Here is a 17232-nt window from a genome sequence, read left to right as displayed (position 1 = left end):
CTCCACCGCCTCACCCCTCCAGGGAAGTGCCGAGCCGGCCGACCCGGGCCACGGCGACCGCCGTCTTGGGACAGACCCAGTGCGGGTCGGTCCCCAACTCCGGTTCGACGTCGAGCGCATGCGGATCGCCCGACTCCGTGCACACGGGGCACAGCGGCCAGCGGCCGTACCGGTCCAGCAGGGCGTCCTGGACGTCCTGCGCTATCAGTCCCGCGACGAATGCCGCGCCTTCAGGCCATTGCTCCACCCACCACCGGCGGTGGACGACCGCGTCCTCCACGAGCGAGACGATGTCGGCGTCGGCCACCTCATCCGCCATCAGGTCGGCGAGCACCAGCGCCCGCGCGGCGTGCAATGCCTGTTCCAGCTCCATGCTGCCCATTGTCCCCCGGCCGCCGACCGCGAACGGAGTTGTCCACAGCCCGGCACACCTCACGCGCTCGCGCGGGGCGGATCATGCGCTTTGTCCACAGCACTCACAGAGGGTATTGACGCCGCGCGGCGATGAAATTACTTTTCAATCGTGAGCAGCAGCGTGAAGGAAACTTTCAAGGACGCGGCCGTCGAGACCCGACCGGCCCCGGCCCCACCCGCCCCACCCGCCCCGGCCGCACTGGCCGCCAAGGTCCGCACCCTCGCCCCGACGATGACCCGCTCCATGCAGCGGGTCGCCGAGACCGTCGCGAGCGACCCGGCCGGCTGTGCCGCCCTCACCGTCACCGGCCTCGCGGAGCGCACGGGCACCAGCGAAGCCACCGTCGTACGGACGTCCCGGCTGCTCGGCTACCCGGGCTATCGCGACCTGCGGCTCGCCCTCGCCGCGCTCGCCGCACAGCAGGCGGCCGGCGGCGCGCCCGCGGTGACCGCCGACATAGCGGTCGACGACTCCCTCGTCGAGGTCGTCGCGAAGCTCGCCCAGGAGGAGCAGCAGTGCCTGGCCGACACCGCCGCGGCGCTGGACGTCACCCAGCTCGAAGCCGCCGTCGCCGCGCTCGCCGGGGCCCGCCGCATCGATGTCTACGGCATCGGGGCCTCCAACCTCGTCGGCCAGGACCTGGCCCAGAAGCTGCTGCGCATCGGCCTGATCGCGCATGCGCACGCGGACCCGCATCTGGCCGTGACCAACGCGGTGCAGATGCGGGCCGGTGACGTCGCCCTCGCGATCACGCACTCCGGGCGGACCACCGATGTCATAGAGCCGCTGCGGGTGGCCTTCGACCACGGCGCGACCACCATCGCCATCACCGGCCGCCCGGACGGCGAGATCGCCTCCTACGCCGACTACATCCTCACCACGTCCACGGCCCGCGAGAGCGAGCTGCGCCCGGCCGCGATGTCGTCCAGGACGAGCCAGCTGCTGGTCGTGGACTGCCTGTTCATAGGGGTCGCGCAGCGTACGTACGAGACCGCGGCCCCGGCGCTCTCCGCCTCCTACGAGGCCCTTGCCCACCGCCACTCACCCCGCCACCACCAGCGCTGACCCCACGCTGCCCCGCCACGGTGCGGCCCCGTGCCCGCGACGGCGGCGCGGGCGGCACAGCGGCCCCGCGGCGAGCGCGCAACCGAAGAAAGCACCGGCCTCCCCACGAGCCCGACCCGAAAAGAGCCACCGTTGCCATGACCTCCACCGCCGACTACGCCCGTCTGCGCGCCCAGTTGGACACCCTCACCACCGAAGCGTTCCGGCCCGACCTCGCGGACATCGACCGCCGCTCCACCCTGGACATCGCCCGCACGATGAACGGCGAGGACGCCACCGTCCCCGCCGCCGTCGCCCGGCGGCTCCCCGAGATCGCCGCCGCCATCGACGCCACCGCCGCACGCATGGCCCGCGGCGGCCGGCTGATCTACGCGGGCGCCGGCACGGCCGGCCGCCTCGGGGTGCTGGACGCCAGCGAATGCCCACCGACCTTCAACACCGACCCCTCCCAGGTCCTCGGACTGATCGCGGGCGGGCCGTCCGCGATGATCAGCGCTGTCGAGGGCGCCGAGGACAGCACGAAATTCGCCGTCGAGGACCTGACCGGAATCGGCCTGACCGACCTGGACACCGTGGTCGGCATCTCCGCCTCCGGCCGCACGCCGTACGCGATCGGGGCCGTCGAGTACGCCCGCGAGCTGGGGGCCCTGACCATCGGCCTGTCCTGCAACGCCGATTCGGCGCTGGCCGCGGCCGCCGAGCACGGCATCGAGATCGTGGTCGGCCCGGAGCTGCTGACCGGCTCCACCCGGCTCAAGGCGGGCACCGCCCAAAAGCTGGTGCTCAACATGCTCTCGACCCTCACCATGATCCGCCTGGGCAAGACCTACGGGAATCTGATGGTGGACGTCCGCGCCTCCAACGAAAAGCTGCGGGCCCGCTCGCGCCGGATCGTCGCGCTCGCCACCGGCGCCACCGACCCGGAGATCGAGGCGGCCCTCAGCATCACGGACGGCGAGGTGAAGAACGCCATCCTCACCCTCCTCGGCGATGTCGACGGCCCCACCGCCGCCCGTCTTCTCGACGCCGCCAACGGCCATCTGCGCGAAGCCCTCCAGGCCGCCAAGAACCCCTGAGGCACCCGGGCCCCCGTCGGCCCCGCCCGCCCCTCCGACCACACCGACCACGCCGACCACGCCGACCACGCATCCATTTCCCCACCCCTGCTCCTGGACCCCTGCCCCTGGTTTGTCTCCACAGCAAGGCACCGCACATGACCGAAGACAAGAACCGCGCCACCGCCGCCGCGATCCTCCCTCTCGTCGGCGGCGCCGAGAACCTCACCTCCATCGCCCACTGCATGACCCGGCTCCGCCTGGGCGTCCGCGACCGCTCCCTGGTCCAGGACGAAGCCCTCAAGTCGCTCCCGGCCGTCATGGGCGTGGTCGAGGACGACACGTACCAGATCGTGCTGGGCCCCGGTACGGTCGCCCGGGTCACCCCCGAGGTCGAGCGCCTGGTCGAGCAGGCCCGCGCCACGGACCAGGGCCCGGAACGGGAGGCCGGAGCACCAGAGGCCGTAACTCCGAAAGCCGGAACTCCGAAGGCCGGAGCCCCGGAAGCCGTAGCGCCGACCGCCGGCCCCCGGGCCTCCACACCCACCGGCGCCACCCCTACCGCCACCACCGCCACCACCGCCGAGGAACTGGCCGCTCAGGGCGCCGCCCTCAAGGCCCGGCAGAAGTCCCGGAACGCCACCCCCGTGAAGCTGTTCCTGCGCCGGATCGCCAATGTCTTCGTCCCACTGATCCCGGCCCTGATCGGCTGCGGCATCGTCGCCGGTATCAACGGCCTGCTGGCCAACCTCGGCTGGCTGCCGCCCGTCGTCCCGGCGCTGGCCGCCATCGCCTCCGGCTTCATGTCCCTCATCGCCGTCTTCGTCGGCTACCACACCGCCAAGGAGTTCGGCGGCACACCCATCCTCGGCGGCGCGGTCGCCGCGATCATCGTCTTCCCGGGCATCGCCCATGTCACGGCCTTCGGCCAGAAGCTCGCCCCGGGCCAGGGCGGAGTACTCGGCGCACTCGCCGCGGCACTGCTCGCCGTCCAGGTGGAGAAGTGCTGCCGCAACGGGGTCTTCCCCGGCCGGGCGAAATCGAGAAGGTGGGGGAGGGTCCCCGAGGCACTGGACGTGCTGCTCACTCCCACCCTGACCGTCCTGGTCACGGGCCTGGTCACGATCTTCGGCCTGATGTTCGTCGCGGGCGAGGTCTCCACCGCGATCGGGACCTTCGCCACCTGGCTGCTGGCCCACGGCGGGGCCCTCGCCGGTTTCGTCCTGGGCGGCCTCTTCCTCCCCCTCGTGATGCTGGGCCTCCACCAGGCCCTGATCCCGATCCACACCACCCTCATCGAGCAGCAGGGCTACACCGTCCTGCTCCCGATCCTCGCCATGGCGGGCGCGGGCCAGGTCGGCGCCGCCCTCGCCGTCTACCTCCGGCTCCCCCGCAACCGCTCGATCCGTACGACCATCAAGTCCGCCCTCCCCGCAGGCTTCCTGGGCGTCGGCGAACCCCTGATCTACGGCGTCTCGCTCCCCCTGGGCCGCCCCTTCATCACCGCCTGCATCGGCGGTGCCTGCGGCGGCGGCTTCATCGGCCTCTTCAACCAACTCGGCGACGCCGTCGGCTCCACCGCCATCGGCCCCTCGGGCTGGGCCCTGTTCCCCCTGGTCAAGGGCAACCAGCCCGTCACCACCACCCTCGTCGTCTACGCCCTGGGCCTGGCAGTCGGCTACCTCACCGGCTTCCTCGCCACCTACTTCTTCGGCCTCGGCAAACAACTGCGGGCCGACCTGAACCCGGACACACCGGGCGCATCGAATGCACTGGGCACCCCGCCCGCCTCAGGCACACCGACCACACCGGACACGCCCACCGCACCGGGCTCGCCCACCGCACCGGGCTCGCCGGCCGGCCTCGGGACACGCTGAGGCCAGGCCCCGGCTCGGCATGGACGTGGGCACGGCATGGATCAGCCCCCGCCCGGCGGTCCGGTGCGGGGGCTGCGGCGACGGAGCCATCCGGCGCGAGGCAGCTGGCGCGCCCTCCGCCTACGGACCGGGGGCGGCGCGCCCCGCGAAGCCATCGGCGAAGAACCGCCCGGCACCGATCTCCGTTTCAGAGGGTCACGGTCCAGCACCGGCGCTCAGTGCCACCACGGTGGTCAGACGGGCTCGATGGACACATTCTCCACGTGGCCCCAGCTGCAGTACGCGTTGGTCCGGGTCGGGCCGGTCACGACGCTGCTCGTGCCGGACCCTCCCAGCGTGCAGTAAACGCGGACGCGCCACTTGTAGGACCCGGGGGTGGTGCACTTCCCCCACCCGTTGGTGAGGTTCTTGCCCGTATAGCAGTTGCGCGCCAGGGCGGAGGAGGCTCCGTCGTGTGTGGCGGCCTGCGCGGGCGCCGACACACCGCCCACCAGCAGTGCCGCTCCCATTCCCAGTCCTGCCACAGCCGCACGGAATCGCATAGCTACTCCTTCGGGTCGTCGGGAGTTCTCACGAGACGCAAGACTGGGCGAGAGAAGTCGTGGCGGACAACGGCTCTGACTGTTCGGGACATGAGTTCCGCTGTCCGGGCTGGTCAGGGCCCCGTTCGGGACTGTTCGGGACAACGTCGACGGCGTCCAGGGGCAGCGTCCAGGGACGATGTCGTACGGGCCTCGGAGCCCGGCGATCGGACGTGGGCGGAAAGCGCCGTGGGTCAGCGGGATCTCGCCGGAGCCGAGCCGACGCAGCAACCGATTGCGGCGTTGGCGCTTCCACGGGAAGCACACCCTGACCGTTCCTCAGGGGATCATCCGGCTCTCCCAGTTCACCTCTCTGAGGCGGGCCGCCAGTACGGCGGACGGCGGGGCGGGGCGCAGTAAGTGCGGCGGGCAGGTCCACGGCCGGCCGCCGCCCGGCTCGCGGAGCTGCACCAACGGCCCCTCGTGGCCCACGACCCGGCCGACGCGCCCGTCCCGGCTGTCCACCGCATAGCTGCCGGACGACAACTTCACGGCCGTCCCTCCTCCGGGCCGTGCCCGGGGGCGGCGGTCTTGGCGTAGTCCGTCAAGACCTCGGCCAGCCGCTGGGCGGTGTCGAGATTGCAGCGCCCCAGCTCGACCAGCGGCGCCATGACGCTGCTCGCGCACGACACCGGGTCGACGCAGAGGGAGGGAAGGGTGATCCCGACCGCCTGGAGTGCGGTGTGCAGTTCCGCCATGACGCCGTCGGCCTGTCGTACTCGATCACGCGCCGTCAACATTTCGCCTCATCGCCTTCCACGCTGAGTATCCCCGTCATGCACACAGCGTGGCGGTTACCGGCCCGGCCTGCAGAGAGACGCATATCCAACAACCGATCGTGTGTAACAGCGAGTTGCCAAGACGCCTGCACCCCGGCCTCTCACCCTCACCCTCGTCACCCCGCGCCATGCTCGGGGCCGGGCTATCGCGCCGGCGAACGTCCACGCGCGACCCGTGGCACAAGCCGCTCACCCCGAGCCGTCCACCCCGTTCCCGCCCGTGTACAGCACTTACGCAAAGCGGCACCCCGCACGCCGCCTACGCCCCCGCCCGCACATCCCCGCGGCCCGCACCCCGCAACCGCCCCCGCACCGGCAGCCGACCGTACGGCCGTCAGCCGTACATCCGCGCGAGTGGCGGACCGCCCCTCACGGCATCCGGCTCTGCCAGTTCAGCTCTCTGACGCGGGCCGCCAGCACGGCGGACGGCGGGGCGGCGCGCAGCGCGTGACGCGGGCACACCCACAGCACGCCACCCCCGGGCGGCCGGAGCTGCACGAACGCCTCCTCGTGGCCGACGGTCAGGCCGACAACCACGCCGACGCGGCCGTCCCGCCCGTCCACCGCGAAGCTTCCGGGAACCGGCATCACGGCCGTGGCCCCTCCTCGCCGTGTCCCGGTACGGCGGTCCGGGCACAGTCCGCCAGTACGCCGACGAGCCGCCGGGCCGTGTCCAGATTGCAGCGGCCCAGCTCGACCAGCGGCGCCATATGGGCGCTCGCGCACGACACCGGGTCGACACCGAGGGAGGGCAGGGTGATCCCCACCGCCCGGAGTGCGGTCCGCAGCTCCTCCGTGACGCCCTCGGCCTGCCGCATCCGCTCACGCGCCGTCAGCATGCGCCTCATCACCTTCCACACTGAGTGTTGCCATTGCGCACACAGCGTGGCCACTACGGGTCTAGCCTGCATAGAGGCGCAGACCCAACAACCGATCGTGTGTAACAGGGAGTTGCTGCGATGCCCGGACCCAAGCCCCTCGACCCGTCCTCGTCCCCCCGCGCCATGCTCGGCGCGGAGTTACGCCACAAGCGCGAAGAGGCCGGTCTCACCCAGGAAGAACTCGGCAGGCACCTCTTCGTCAGCGGGTCGTTCATCGGCCAGCTGGAGGCGGGGACACGGCGGATGCAGCTGGAGTACGCCGTGAAGATCGACGAGGTCCTCGGGACGGACGGCTACTTCACCCGCAACTGCGAGGCCGCGACGAAGTCGAAGTATCCGGATCACTTCGCGGAGGCGGCGGAGGCGGAGGCCATCGCCACGGCGATCCGGGAGTACGCCCCGCAGTTGATCCCAGGACTGCTGCAGACCAAGGCCTACGCGTGGGCGGTTTGCCGCGCGTACCAGCCGACGGCTCCGGAGGACGCGATCGAGGAAACGGTCACGGCGCGACTCGAACGCACGCGCCTTCTCGATCATCCAACGACCCCGTTGTTGTGGGTGGTGCTGGACGAGGCCGTGTTGCGCCGCAAGACCGGCGGCCCGGTGGTGATGGCGGAGGCGCTGTGGCACGTGGCGGAGCTGATCCGGAAGCACCGGGTCATCGTGCAGGTGTTGCCGTTCAACGCAGGGGCGCATGCGGCAATGATCGGCGCTCTCAAGCTGATGGCCTTCACGGACGCGCCTTCGCTGGTTTACATCGAAGGCCCGGAAGTGGGTGTACTTGAGGACGATCCAGCGACCGTCACCCGCCACAGGCTGGCCTACGATCTGGTAGGGGCCAGCGCACTATCCCCGCAAGATTCCCTGGCCCTGATCGAATCAGTGGCGGAGGATTATGCGAATGAAGATCAGCCGTGAGTACGACCTGAGTACAGCCACCTGGCACAAGTCCAGCTACAGCGGCGGCGACGGCGGAAACTGCCTGGAAGTCGCCACCTGGCACAAGTCCAGCCACAGCGGCGGCAGCGGTGGCGACTGCCTAGAGGTTGCCACTTGGCGCAAGTCCACCCACAGCGGTGGCGACGGCGGCGACTGCCTGGAAGTCTCCGACGACCACCCCGGCATCGTGCCCGTCCGGGACTCCAAGGACCCGCACGGTCCGGCGCTCGCGTTCCGGGCACCGGCGTGGGAAGCGTTCATCGAGGGCATCAAGTCCAGCTCCCTGTAGGGCATCTGGCGACACTCGGGGTCCGGGGCTCAAGTCGCGGACCCCGAGCCCTCTTTCCAAGGAAAGGGCGGTCGGAAGAAACCCACCCGCCCTCCCCCGAGCCGCCAACTCCCGCACACACCAGCGCGGATGACATTCCGTGACCGGCTTGCGACATCACGTCGCGCCGGTCTAGCGTGCCCAGCAACAAACAACCCCGGCAGGTGCGCCAACACCGACCGGGGTCTGACCATCAAGATCGAAAGCAGCGCGATCTCATGGCTGGTGAAAACCTTAACCCTGCCCCGTGCGCGTCCGCACGCCCCCACCACGACCACCCCTCCGCCCGCCCCGGCTACGGCAAACGCGAAGCGCCCGCCCAACACCCCTCCCGGCCCGGCGACTTCGTACACCTCCCCCGTCGTGAGGCGTCGATTGCCGCCTACCTCGACCGGCTGCCCGAGGGTGCCGACATCTCCGTGAAGACGCTGGCCAAGGTGTTGCCGGACTACGGGCAGTGCGCCCTGCGGACCGCGCTCCGCCGCCTCTCGGAGGCCGGTCATCTGCGGCGGGTCACCGAGACACACACGAGTGACGGCGGCAGTCCGCTCTGGGTGACGCGTACGTACTTCTCGCGTACGGCGCGGGACGACTCCTGGTGGACGGCCTTATGCGCCGGGAACGTTCCGATGGCCGACGACGACGGTGACGCCCCGCCTCCCACCGCCGGTCCGCCGCGCTCACCAGGCCCACACGTCCGCGTCCGCACCCGGCAACCGCAGTCCCCGGGCTACGCCGCCCTCGCCGCCCTCGGCCGCGCCGAACCCCGTATGACGCTGTCGGCCGCCGACTGCGCGTCCCTCCAAGCGTTCGCCGAGGAATGGCTGGCGCGCGGCGCGACCCGCGACCAGCTCCTGTCCGCCCTGACCTCGGGGCTGCCGCCGCACATCCACCACCCGGGCCGACTCGCCCGCTCCCGGCTGCTCGCCAAAATGCCGCCGGAAGCCACGGAGCCGGGAGCGGGCGGCCAGGCCGACCAGCCGTCCTCCAAGCCCCTCCGGATCATGGAGTGCACCGTCTGCCGCGCCCCCGGTCGGCCCGAAGCGCTGCCCGGCGGGGTCTGCGGCCCCTGCCGGGGCGAGGCCCCACCGGACGACCGGCGGCGGCGTGCGGCGGAGGCGACGGCCTCCCAAGTACGCGCCCAAGTGGAGCATTTGCGCGCGGTCGCACGGCCACCGGCAGCCGGCCGCGGTAGGGCCACCGTCGGCCGACCGTGATCTCACCGCATCGTGGCGCGGCTGTCAGTAGCAGTCAGTAGGGTCGGCGCCATGCTGATCCGATTACGCCGCCCCTGGCGCGCCAGGCTGATCGTGGCACTCACGGTTCTCGCCCTGACCGCCGGCGGGGTGGCACTGATCCTGTGGAGCGAGACACCGCCCCCGTTCCCGTCGCTGCCCGACTCCGGGCCGCACGGCAATGTCCTGACCCAGGTCGTCTTCGAAAGCACCCTCGACCGCGACACCCCGCCCGCACCGGCCACCCTCGGCGGCGCCGTGATGCTGGCCGCGGCAGGGGCCCTGTGCCTCGCCGGCTGTCTCATCGTCCGCCGCCGACAGCAGGCGCCCACGGACTGAGCCGAGAACCCCGCCCTCAACAACCCCCGGGGGCGGGGCCCTGGACCGTGTGGCTGCCCAGCTCGCCGGCGTACCCCGGATCCGCAATCCGGATCCGGACCTCCCTCCGCAATCGGGGCTAATGGGACAGGCGCAGGTGCCAGCCGGCCGGGCCCTCGCCGTCGCCTGCGGGAACAAGGGTGGGGGTGTAGGACTCAGGGACCGGGCTGCCGGCGTTCTCCCAGGTCGTGAGCCAATCCCGGAGAGCGGAAAGCGACGGGGAGTCGGGGCTGTCGGCGAGGATCATGCCGTCCTGCTGGATCACGGCGGCCGTCTCGCTTGTGGAGTGGCCGATGGCCCACAGGTCCGGCCGGAGTCCGGCCATCGTGAGCTGTGGGTTGCCGAGGGCGGCGACAAAGGTGCGCCAGCTGGGCCAGTCGACTTCTCCGCCCTCGTACGGCTCAGTGTATTCAGCGTGCAGGAGCCTGTTCAGGGTGGTGCGGGCGCCGGTGTGCAGCCGGTCGTCCTGTGCCCGCCAGGCCAGGGAGATCCAGGAGGGGCCGGGAACGCGGTTCTCCCAGTCCACCCAGCGGCCCGGCAGATCGAGGTCTCCCTTGGGGGAGGCGGTCGCCTCGATGTACCCGCCGGTGAACACCGCTTCCACCGCGGGCTCGCCACCGTGGACGCGAACCTTGGCGACCACCGTCATGTTGGGCACCTCCGCGATCGGCAGTGGCGCGACAATCAATCCGCGGTCGGCGATCTGATCCGTCCATGCTTTGGGCAGCAGTGGCGGGGTGCACCAGGCCACCACCCGGTCGTACGGCGCTCGTTCAGGGAACCCGGCTGTGCCGTCGGCGGTGTAGCAGTGGGCGTTTTCCAGACCCCGCTCGGCCAGGATGACGTTGGCCCAGCGCGTCAGGTAGGCGTCGATGTCGACGCTGGTGACCTCCCCTCCGGGGCCCACCAGGCGGGCGATCAGCTCGGTGGAGTAGCCGGAGCCCGTGCCGTATTCAGCGACCCGCATGTGCTGCTGCAGGTCCAGCGTGGTCAGTTCGCGGTGGATGACCGATGGGTTCGAGCGGTGCGGCGTCGGGCCGCGGCCTTCGTGATGGGTGTAGTGGCGCTCGGGGACTTGCTCGGCGGCCAGGGCGACGGCGCTCACGGCTCACTCCTTCGAGGTGGGGTACGCGTATGCGACAACCGGTCCGGGCGGGTGAAGGACACGGCGCCCGGAGGGCTCGGTGGATCAGATCGTCAGGGCGGTGTGGTGGTGCCAGCCGGCCTCGGTGTACTCGCCCACCGGGCCACCTCCGGACAGTTCGGCCCAGGCGTGGTACTCCACCGGCGGCGGCAAAAACCTCACGCCTACACACCAGTGCAAGCGGCGCCCGAGTAGGGCGGCAGCCAGGACCGCGCCGAGCGAGGTCTCCATGCAGGCGGCACGCCCCGGCCACAGCCGACTGGTGTGCCGCACTGCTTCGACCAAGGCCTCCGCCCGCTCGGCGGTAAGCGGGCGGCGTCCGGCCCGCCGGGCGAAGCGGACTGCGCGGGTGGTGTGGCGGAAGGGCAGCCGCAGCAGCACCAGGGCCACTGCGAGGCCGGCCACCGCGGCGCAGCGTTCGAGGACGGTTCCGGTGCGGACGGTGGAGTACGCCTCCATGCTCGTCATCGCCACCACCTGCCCCGGCTGCGCCCCCGGCGGAGAGATTCCTTGGCGGCGAGGCCCTGTGCGGTGAGCGCGGCGGCGACAGCACGGACGTCGGCGGCGGCCTGCTCGAAGGCGGTGCCGTAGCGGGTGGCGTACTGGCCGGCGGCCTCTTCCTCGGTGCCGCCCGCCAGCAGGAGCATCACGGCGGCGGACGCGGTCTCGGTCAGATATGTCCAGCGTCCGGTGCGCTCGTCCAGGATGGCGCCGCCTTCGTCAGTGAGGACTGGGTGAGTGCTCTCACGCAGTCGCCACACGGGAGTTCACCTCCCACCATTCCGGGGCGGTCTTCAGCTGCCGCAGCCAGACTTCTGCGGCGATGGCGAGGTGCAGGGCGCCCTGGGCGGTGGGCAGTCCGGCCGCTGCCCGCTGGAGCATGGCGGCCACCGGCGCCTCGGTGACCAGACCCGCGGCAGCCAGCCGGGAGGAGGGGCCGAGCAAATCCATTAGCACGGAGGCGTGTTGGCGCAAACCGGCGTAGGCGAGGGCGTTGAAGCCGCCTTTCGTTACCCGAGTCAGGACGAAGGGCGGCAGCACGTCGGAACGGGCGAACGCCTCGCCCAGCAGGGGCTTGTAGCGGCCCGGGGTGCCGCGCTGGTCGGCGGGTACGGCCAGGCAGGCTCGGACGACCTCGTTGTCCAGGAACGGGGCGGCGACCTCGATGCCGTATGCGGCGAGGGCGATGTCACGCAACCCGGTGGTGTCCGCGCCGACCCGGGCGAGGTCCTGGCGGTCGGTCCATGCCGCCAGCCGGGCGGGACCATCGGCCAGTTCGGCGGCGACGTCGAGAGCGCCGGCGAGCCGGCCGCGTACGTCCGGGGTCATCCAGTCGGCGGTGGCCAGCAGCGGCGTCCAGGACACTGGTCGTTCTGCCTGGGGCACCCACGGGCGCGAAGGGCGCCGCAGTTCGGAAGCTGCCGTGCGCAAGGCTCCGGCCAGATACGTGCGGGCTGCTGGGCGGGCCCGGCGCAGCAAGGCCAGGGCGGAGGTGTGCCGGAGCCGAGCGTGGGCCTGTGCGTGCTGCCAGGCACGATGATGCCGGCGCTCGCGCAGGAGATCGGCCAGGTAGGACGAGGGCGCGGACAGTGCCGTGTCCCCGGCCGCCCCGGTCAGGTGCACGCCCGCGGTGTGGCGTCCGGCGACCGTATCCAGGACGGTCCGCTTGATGGAGGCGGTCACCACGTACGCGTTCGGGGCGTCGGTGACCGGCAGTGCCGGAAGGTCCTCAAGGCCGGCGTAGTAGACGGTCTCCGGGCTCCCCGGCACTGTGCGGTGCGCGAGGCCCGGCACCGTGGCCGCGGTGCGGACTGCATACGCCAGGTCGTCGTCCCGCAGACGTGCGTCGGCGAACGTCACCGCGGTCACCGCGCCGCGCTGGGCGGCCAGGCAGGTCAGCGTGGTGGAGTCCAGCCCCGCCAGGTCCGCGCTGACAGGTCGGCCGTCGCATCGAAGACCGACGGCTTCGGATAATGCGGCGCGCACCCTCGGTGCGGCATCGCGCAGTTCCACCGGCTCGTACTCGGCCGGCTCGTACCGGAGAGCGCCCGCGCCCTGCGGGCCGATCAGCAGCAGGTGCCCGGTCGGCACCCGGCTCACCGAGCGGTGCAGGCTCCGCTGCCCCAGGACGTCCGGCTGGGCCAGGGCGAGGTGGGCGGCCAGCGCGGTCGGATCAACCGGAGCCCCGTCCAGCGCCGCCAGCGCGGTAGCGGAGGTCGACCACCATGTCCCGGCGCCGTCGGTCCGCCAGTACACCGGGTGCTGACCGGCCAGGTCACCGAGCACTGCCAACTGGTCGCCGCTGCGGGCGATGGTCAGGTAGGAGCCGGGCCAGCGAGTCAGCGCCCGCCAGCTTTCCGATCGCACCGCCGTCAGTGACTCCTGGAACTGCTGGTCATCGGCGCCGCAATCGCCGACGACCGCCACCGCCAGCGCGCCCGAGCCCGCCGCCCGGACCCGCGGCGCGGGCCAGTTGACCGTCCATGTCGTCTCCAGGCCCGGCACCGGGCGCCCGCTGCGCGGAAGCCGGCCGTACCGGCTACCTCCGTACCAACCCGTACTCCACCGCATTGCCGCCCGCTTTCTCGAAGTTCGTGGTGTCCATCGCTTTCGGTGGTCAAAGAGCGGGCGCCGGGCCGCTTCAGGCCGTGCCTCAGCACGACCGTCGCGGGCCCGGCGCTCTCTCACACCCCGGTGCCGGCCGTGGCACGTGGCCCCGTCGGCTCCGGGCAGAACGCGGGTCAGGCGTTCTTGTACTGGGTGTCGTCGGCGGTGTCGAAGTTGTTCGTGCCCAGCGTCACCTCGGCGATGTCTCCGGCGTCCAGGACGACCGGCGCGCTGTAGACAGGCTTGGTGGTCTGCTCCATGATCGAAACCTCCAGGTTCTTGTGTCCCCCGAACCCTCCAGTGGGCGCGAGGCAGACGTCCGTACCGGGTCGAACGGTGGGGACGGGAGAACCGCTTGGCCCCCGCCGCTCGGCCTGATGAACAGTCAACCCACGGCCGGGGTACGGCGGTACGGTGGCGGGCAGGGCAAGAGGTATATCGGGTATACGGGCAGGTGCTCCCATGGCCACGCGCACGCCGAACCAGCAGCTCAAAGAGCTCGTCGCCGAGTCCGGCCTGACCTATGCAGCCGTGGCCATGGCTGTGCGCACGGTGGCCGCCGAGTGCGGCACGGCTTTACGCACCAACAAGTCGACCGTCGAGCACTGGATCGCCGGCGTCACACCCCAAGGCGACACCGGCCGCTACCTCGCCGTCGCGCTGTCCAGGCGGCTCGGCCGTCTGCTCACCCCGGCCGACCTCGGGCTGGCCCCGCCGGAGGAGGATGACAGCATCGGGCTGGCTCTTGAGGACGACCCGATCGACGCCCTACTGCCGATGTGGAGGTTCGAGTTGGACCGCCGCCGTTTCCTCACCACCTCCGCCTATTCGGTGGCCGCCGCCGCCCTGCCCCTGTCCTACGTACAGGAGATCGCCGACCGCACCGCCGCGGCCCGCAGCGGCCACACCGTTGGCATGGCCGAAGTCGCCGCCGTGCGCGACATGGTGCGTGTCTTCTCCGAGATGGACGAACGCCACGGCGGACAGCACGGCCGCAGCGCGCTCGTTCAGTACCTGCGCGACGACGTCGCGCCACTGTGCAGGGGGCGCTTCCGCACCGAGGAACTGCGTCAGCAGATGCTCTCCGCCGCCTCCCGTGGCGTGCATCTGCTGGGCTGGAAGTCCTACGACGCAGGCCAGCAGGGCCTCGCGCAGCGCTATTACCTTCAGTCCTACGCACTCGCCGTCGAATCCGGCGTCACCGGGCACGACGGGTTCGTGATGCGCACGATGGCCATGCAAGGGCTCAAGTTGCACCGTCCCGAACACTGTCTCGGCCTGGCCGAGACGGGGCTGAACCACGCCAACGGCAAGGTCGACGCCCAGACCGAATCCCTCTTCCGCGTCGTCCACGCCCACACCCTGGCCAAGGCCGGACGGCGCACGGCCGCCCTTGCCGAAGCCGAGCGGGCGAGCACCCTGCTGACCGCCGGCCCCGGCGACGAAGTGCCGTTCTGGGCCCTGGCCTGGGGGCCTCCGGCCGCGTCGGTGTACTCGCGCAACGCCAAGGTCTACGAGACGCTCGGCGACCACCGCACCGCCGCCGAGCACTACGACCGCGCCGCCGGCGCCCGCCCCGCGGGCACCTACGCCCGCATCGTCGCCCTGGACCTGGTCGCCGGCGCCGAGATGCAGCTCAAGCGCGGCCAGATCGAGCAAGCGTGCACCACCTGGAACCGGGCCCTCGACCACATGGACGGCGTACGGTCCGTGCGCACCCGCAAGGCAGTCACCCGCATGCGCGGCGACCTCGCCCGATTCCGCGCCCGCGGCGTACGCTGCGCGGCCGAACTGGATGAACGCGCCATCGACTTCCTCGCCGACGCCTGATCCGACGGGTGGCTCCGCCTCCACTCGGTACGTCACTGGCCTCGGGCCGCTCTGAGAGCAGCACTCGCCCCGGACACGATCGCGTCCTGTATCTGCATCCGGCGCCCCGGGCATCCAAGAGGCGCGAGCGGCCCTCGCCGGGCCGGACGTCACCGTGTAGTGAAGCGTCCTGTCCGAAAGACACGTCCCAGCCGCAGCCGACGCCGGACGCCCCCGAAAACGCCGCCGGGGCGGCACCCCCTGGGAGGAGGGTGCCGCCCCGACGTACGTCTGGACGTGCGGTCCGGGAGGACCGGTGTCTGATCCGCGAGGATCAGAAGTCCATGTCACCGCCCGGCATGCCGCCCGGAGCGCCCGCCGCGGCGGCCTTCTCCGGCTTGTCGGCGATGACGGCCTCGGTGGTGAGGAACAGCGCCGCGATGGAGGCGGCGTTCTGCAGCGCGGAGCGCGTGACCTTGGCCGGGTCGATGATGCCCTCGGCGATCATGTCGACGTAGTCGCCGGTCGCGGCGTTGAGGCCGTGACCCACGGGCAGGTTGCGCACCTTCTCCACCACGACGCCGCCCTCAAGGCCGCCGTTGACGGAGATCTGCTTGAGCGGGGCCTCCAGCGCGAGCTTCACGGCGTTGGCGCCGGTGGCCTCGTCGCCGTCCAGGTCCAGCTTCTCGAAGACCGAGGAGGCCTGGAGCAGGGCCACGCCACCACCGGCGACGATGCCCTCTTCGACGGCCGCCTTCGCGTTGCGAACGGCGTCCTCGATGCGGTGCTTGCGCTCCTTGAGCTCGACCTCGGTGGCGGCACCGGCCTTGATGACGGCCACGCCGCCGGCCAGCTTCGCCAGACGCTCCTGCAGCTTCTCGCGGTCGTAGTCCGAGTCGCTGTTCTCGATCTCGGCGCGGATCTGGTTGACCCGGCCCTGGACCTGCTCGCTGTCGCCGGCACCGTCGACGATGGTGGTCTCGTCCTTGGTGATGACGACCTTGCGGGCGCGGCCGAGCAGTTCGAGACCGGCGTTCTCCAGCTTGAGGCCGACCTCCTCGGAGATGACGGTGCCACCGGTGAGGATGGCGATGTCGCCGAGCATGGCCTTGCGGCGGTCACCGAAGCCCGGGGCCTTGACGGCGACGGACTTGAAGGTGCCACGGATCTTGTTGACGACCAGGGTCGACAGGGCCTCGCCCTCGACGTCCTCGGCGATGATCAGCAGGGGCTTGCCCGACTGCATGACCTTCTCCAGCAGCGGGAGCAGGTCCTTCACGTTGCTGATCTTCGAGTTGACGATCAGGATGTACGGGTCGTCGAGCGCGGCTTCCATGCGCTCCATGTCGGTCGCGAAGTACGCCGAGATGTAGCCCTTGTCGAAGCGCATACCCTCGGTGAGCTCCAGCTCCAGACCGAAGGTCTGGGACTCCTCGACGGTGATGACGCCTTCCTTGCCGACCTTGTCCATGGCCTCGGCGATCAGCTCGCCGATCTGGGTGTCAGCGGCGGAGATGGAGGCGGTCGAAGCGATCTGCTCCTTGGTCTCCACGTCCTTGGCCTGCTCCAGCAGGGCGGCGGAGACGGCCTCGACGGCGCGCTCGATGCCGCGCTTGAGGGCCATCGGGTTGGCGCCGGCGGCGACGTTGCGCAGGCCCTCGCGGACCAGAGCCTGGGCCAGGACGGTCGCGGTCGTCGTGCCGTCACCGGCGACGTCGTCCGTCTTCTTCGCGACCTCCTTGACCAGCTCGGCGCCGATCTTCTCGTACGGGTCCTCGAGCTCGATCTCCTTGGCGATGGACACACCATCGTTGGTGATCGTGGGGGCGCCCCACTTCTTCTCGAGGACGACGTTGCGGCCCTTGGGGCCGAGGGTGACCTTGACGGCGTCGGCGAGCTGGTTCATCCCGCGCTCGAGACCGCGCCGTGCCTCCTCGTCGAACGCGATGATCTTGGCCATGTGAAGTGGTCCTCCCGGACTGGGGTGGATTGCTCCGGACCTGGCTGGCGCCCGCGACGGACGACCTGCAGACCTGTGTGGTTCCTTGCCCCACCCGGCCTACGGGCCTCACCGACCCGGTCCTTCGTTGTCACTCTCACTGGGAGAGTGCTAACGCAATGATTAGCACTCGCCCCCCG

At 71.1% G+C, this 17232-nt stretch carries 20 protein-coding genes; 8 read left to right on the top strand and 12 right to left on the bottom strand.

Annotation, left to right across the window (positions count from 1 at the left end; genetic code table 11):
- Positions 1 to 10: 10 nt before the first annotated feature.
- Positions 11 to 373 carry a hypothetical protein gene (locus tag ABZ851_RS25160; protein WP_361131554.1) on the bottom strand — a complete coding sequence of 121 codons (363 nt, stop codon included), beginning with the start codon at positions 371 to 373 and terminating at the stop codon, positions 11 to 13.
- A gap of 240 nt (positions 374 to 613) precedes the next feature.
- Here ABZ851_RS25160 and ABZ851_RS25155 point away from each other — a divergent pair, with 240 nt between their 5' ends.
- From ABZ851_RS25155 to ABZ851_RS25145, 3 genes are all read left to right on the top strand, one after another.
- Entirely contained in the window at positions 614 to 1480 is an 867-nt protein-coding gene (locus ABZ851_RS25155) for a MurR/RpiR family transcriptional regulator (protein ID WP_361131627.1), read from the top strand.
- Between the two features lie 137 nt (positions 1481 to 1617).
- Positions 1618 to 2556, top strand: a complete 939-nt coding sequence (murQ, locus tag ABZ851_RS25150) for an N-acetylmuramic acid 6-phosphate etherase (protein WP_361131551.1) — start codon at positions 1618 to 1620, stop codon at positions 2554 to 2556.
- Positions 2557 to 2693: 137 nt separating this feature from the next.
- The gene (locus tag ABZ851_RS25145) at positions 2694 to 4412 is read left to right on the top strand and encodes a PTS transporter subunit EIIC (RefSeq protein ID WP_361131548.1); all 1719 of its coding nucleotides are present in this window, start codon (positions 2694 to 2696) and stop codon (positions 4410 to 4412) included.
- A 233-nt stretch (positions 4413 to 4645) separates the two neighbouring features.
- On the opposite strand, the gene ABZ851_RS25140 is transcribed toward ABZ851_RS25145, so the two are convergent.
- The 5 genes from ABZ851_RS25140 to ABZ851_RS25120 all read right to left on the bottom strand — a co-directional run bounded on the left by ABZ851_RS25140 (position 4646) and on the right by ABZ851_RS25120 (position 6611).
- Complete coding sequence (locus ABZ851_RS25140) at positions 4646 to 4954, bottom strand: hypothetical protein (RefSeq protein WP_361131545.1); 309 nt, start codon at positions 4952 to 4954, stop codon at positions 4646 to 4648.
- 318 nt (positions 4955 to 5272) lie between these two features.
- Positions 5273 to 5485 carry a hypothetical protein gene (locus ABZ851_RS25135; RefSeq protein ID WP_361131542.1) on the bottom strand — a complete coding sequence of 71 codons (213 nt, stop codon included), beginning with the start codon at positions 5483 to 5485 and terminating at the stop codon, positions 5273 to 5275.
- Positions 5482 to 5733, bottom strand: coding sequence for a hypothetical protein (locus ABZ851_RS25130; RefSeq protein ID WP_361131539.1), 252 nt, complete (start codon positions 5731 to 5733; stop codon positions 5482 to 5484). The genes ABZ851_RS25135 and ABZ851_RS25130 overlap by 4 nt, the downstream gene beginning before the upstream one ends.
- Before the next feature lie 408 nt (positions 5734 to 6141).
- The gene (locus ABZ851_RS25125; protein ID WP_361131536.1) at positions 6142 to 6360 is read right to left on the bottom strand and encodes a hypothetical protein; all 219 of its coding nucleotides are present in this window, start codon (positions 6358 to 6360) and stop codon (positions 6142 to 6144) included.
- Positions 6360 to 6611 (bottom strand): hypothetical protein, encoded by a 252-nt coding sequence (locus ABZ851_RS25120; RefSeq protein ID WP_361131533.1) that lies wholly within the window; start codon positions 6609 to 6611, stop codon positions 6360 to 6362. Before ABZ851_RS25120 ends, ABZ851_RS25125 begins: the two co-directional genes overlap by 1 nt.
- Positions 6612 to 6731: 120 nt before the next feature.
- Here ABZ851_RS25120 and ABZ851_RS25115 point away from each other — a divergent pair, with 120 nt between their 5' ends.
- The 4 genes from ABZ851_RS25115 to ABZ851_RS25100 all read left to right on the top strand — a co-directional run bounded on the left by ABZ851_RS25115 (position 6732) and on the right by ABZ851_RS25100 (position 9494).
- The gene (locus tag ABZ851_RS25115) at positions 6732 to 7571 is read left to right on the top strand and encodes a helix-turn-helix transcriptional regulator (RefSeq protein WP_361131530.1); all 840 of its coding nucleotides are present in this window, start codon (positions 6732 to 6734) and stop codon (positions 7569 to 7571) included.
- A complete protein-coding gene (locus ABZ851_RS25110; RefSeq protein ID WP_361131527.1) occupies positions 7555 to 7881 on the top strand; it encodes a DUF397 domain-containing protein in 327 nt (108 codons plus the stop codon). The genes ABZ851_RS25115 and ABZ851_RS25110 overlap by 17 nt, the downstream gene beginning before the upstream one ends.
- Before the next feature lie 257 nt (positions 7882 to 8138).
- Positions 8139 to 9137 (top strand): hypothetical protein, encoded by a 999-nt coding sequence (locus tag ABZ851_RS25105; RefSeq protein ID WP_361131524.1) that lies wholly within the window; start codon positions 8139 to 8141, stop codon positions 9135 to 9137.
- Positions 9138 to 9188: 51 nt separating this feature from the next.
- The gene (locus tag ABZ851_RS25100) at positions 9189 to 9494 is read left to right on the top strand and encodes a hypothetical protein (RefSeq protein WP_361131521.1); all 306 of its coding nucleotides are present in this window, start codon (positions 9189 to 9191) and stop codon (positions 9492 to 9494) included.
- Between the two features lie 118 nt (positions 9495 to 9612).
- Here ABZ851_RS25100 and ABZ851_RS25095 read toward each other — a convergent pair whose 3' ends face one another.
- The 5 genes from ABZ851_RS25095 to ABZ851_RS25075 all read right to left on the bottom strand — a co-directional run bounded on the left by ABZ851_RS25095 (position 9613) and on the right by ABZ851_RS25075 (position 13544).
- Complete coding sequence (locus tag ABZ851_RS25095; RefSeq protein ID WP_361131518.1) at positions 9613 to 10638, bottom strand: methyltransferase domain-containing protein; 1026 nt, start codon at positions 10636 to 10638, stop codon at positions 9613 to 9615.
- Positions 10639 to 10722: 84 nt separating this feature from the next.
- The gene (locus ABZ851_RS25090; RefSeq protein WP_361131515.1) at positions 10723 to 11145 is read right to left on the bottom strand and encodes a lasso peptide biosynthesis B2 protein; all 423 of its coding nucleotides are present in this window, start codon (positions 11143 to 11145) and stop codon (positions 10723 to 10725) included.
- Positions 11142 to 11438: a PqqD family peptide modification chaperone gene (locus tag ABZ851_RS25085; protein ID WP_361131512.1), complete on the bottom strand. Its 297-nt coding sequence runs from the start codon at positions 11436 to 11438 to the stop codon at positions 11142 to 11144. The genes ABZ851_RS25090 and ABZ851_RS25085 overlap by 4 nt, the downstream gene beginning before the upstream one ends.
- Complete coding sequence (locus ABZ851_RS25080; protein WP_361131509.1) at positions 11422 to 13248, bottom strand: albusnodin/ikarugamycin family macrolactam cyclase; 1827 nt, start codon at positions 13246 to 13248, stop codon at positions 11422 to 11424. The genes ABZ851_RS25085 and ABZ851_RS25080 overlap by 17 nt, the downstream gene beginning before the upstream one ends.
- 170 nt (positions 13249 to 13418) lie before the next feature.
- Positions 13419 to 13544: a lasso RiPP family leader peptide-containing protein gene (locus ABZ851_RS25075; RefSeq protein ID WP_361131506.1), complete on the bottom strand. Its 126-nt coding sequence runs from the start codon at positions 13542 to 13544 to the stop codon at positions 13419 to 13421.
- A 202-nt stretch (positions 13545 to 13746) separates the two neighbouring features.
- On the opposite strand from ABZ851_RS25075, the gene ABZ851_RS25070 reads away from it, so the two are divergent.
- Positions 13747 to 15114: a hypothetical protein gene (locus ABZ851_RS25070; protein WP_361131503.1), complete on the top strand. Its 1368-nt coding sequence runs from the start codon at positions 13747 to 13749 to the stop codon at positions 15112 to 15114.
- Between the two features lie 313 nt (positions 15115 to 15427).
- Here the strand turns inward: ABZ851_RS25070 and groL are convergent, their stop codons facing one another.
- Positions 15428 to 17053 (bottom strand): chaperonin GroEL, encoded by a 1626-nt coding sequence (gene groL, locus ABZ851_RS25065; RefSeq protein ID WP_088799383.1) that lies wholly within the window; start codon positions 17051 to 17053, stop codon positions 15428 to 15430.
- Positions 17054 to 17232 lie beyond the last annotated feature (179 nt).

Source organism: Streptomyces sp. NPDC047049 (assembly GCF_040643995.1).
In the GTDB taxonomy this organism is placed as follows: domain Bacteria; phylum Actinomycetota; class Actinomycetes; order Streptomycetales; family Streptomycetaceae; genus Streptomyces; species Streptomyces mooreae.
Note: the sequence above shows the minus strand (reverse complement) of the source record. Positions and strands in the feature narration are given on the sequence as shown.

Bases quoted from the DNA above. Each gene is read 5' to 3' on its own strand.
- ABZ851_RS25115 (WP_361131530.1), top strand. From the start codon at position 6,732: ATGCCCGGACCCAAGCCCCTCGACCCGTCCTCGTCCCCCCGCGCCATG.
- ABZ851_RS25070 (WP_361131503.1), top strand. From the start codon at position 13,747: ATGGCCACGCGCACGCCGAACCAGCAGCTCAAAGAGCTCGTCGCCGAG.
- ABZ851_RS25075 (WP_361131506.1), bottom strand. From the start codon at position 13,544: ATGGAGCAGACCACCAAGCCTGTCTACAGCGCGCCGGTCGTCCTGGAC.
- ABZ851_RS25120 (WP_361131533.1), bottom strand. From the start codon at position 6,611: ATGCTGACGGCGCGTGAGCGGATGCGGCAGGCCGAGGGCGTCACGGAG.
- ABZ851_RS25090 (WP_361131515.1), bottom strand. From the start codon at position 11,145: ATGACGAGCATGGAGGCGTACTCCACCGTCCGCACCGGAACCGTCCTC.
- murQ (WP_361131551.1), top strand. From the start codon at position 1,618: ATGACCTCCACCGCCGACTACGCCCGTCTGCGCGCCCAGTTGGACACC.
- ABZ851_RS25110 (WP_361131527.1), top strand. From the start codon at position 7,555: ATGAAGATCAGCCGTGAGTACGACCTGAGTACAGCCACCTGGCACAAG.
- ABZ851_RS25160 (WP_361131554.1), bottom strand. From the start codon at position 373: ATGGAGCTGGAACAGGCATTGCACGCCGCGCGGGCGCTGGTGCTCGCC.
- ABZ851_RS25105 (WP_361131524.1), top strand. From the start codon at position 8,139: ATGGCTGGTGAAAACCTTAACCCTGCCCCGTGCGCGTCCGCACGCCCC.
- ABZ851_RS25080 (WP_361131509.1), bottom strand. From the start codon at position 13,248: ATGCGGTGGAGTACGGGTTGGTACGGAGGTAGCCGGTACGGCCGGCTT.
- ABZ851_RS25140 (WP_361131545.1), bottom strand. From the start codon at position 4,954: ATGCGATTCCGTGCGGCTGTGGCAGGACTGGGAATGGGAGCGGCACTG.
- ABZ851_RS25125 (WP_361131536.1), bottom strand. From the start codon at position 6,360: ATGCCGGTTCCCGGAAGCTTCGCGGTGGACGGGCGGGACGGCCGCGTC.
- ABZ851_RS25130 (WP_361131539.1), bottom strand. From the start codon at position 5,733: ATGTTGACGGCGCGTGATCGAGTACGACAGGCCGACGGCGTCATGGCG.
- groL (WP_088799383.1), bottom strand. From the start codon at position 17,053: ATGGCCAAGATCATCGCGTTCGACGAGGAGGCACGGCGCGGTCTCGAG.
- ABZ851_RS25145 (WP_361131548.1), top strand. From the start codon at position 2,694: ATGACCGAAGACAAGAACCGCGCCACCGCCGCCGCGATCCTCCCTCTC.
- ABZ851_RS25100 (WP_361131521.1), top strand. From the start codon at position 9,189: ATGCTGATCCGATTACGCCGCCCCTGGCGCGCCAGGCTGATCGTGGCA.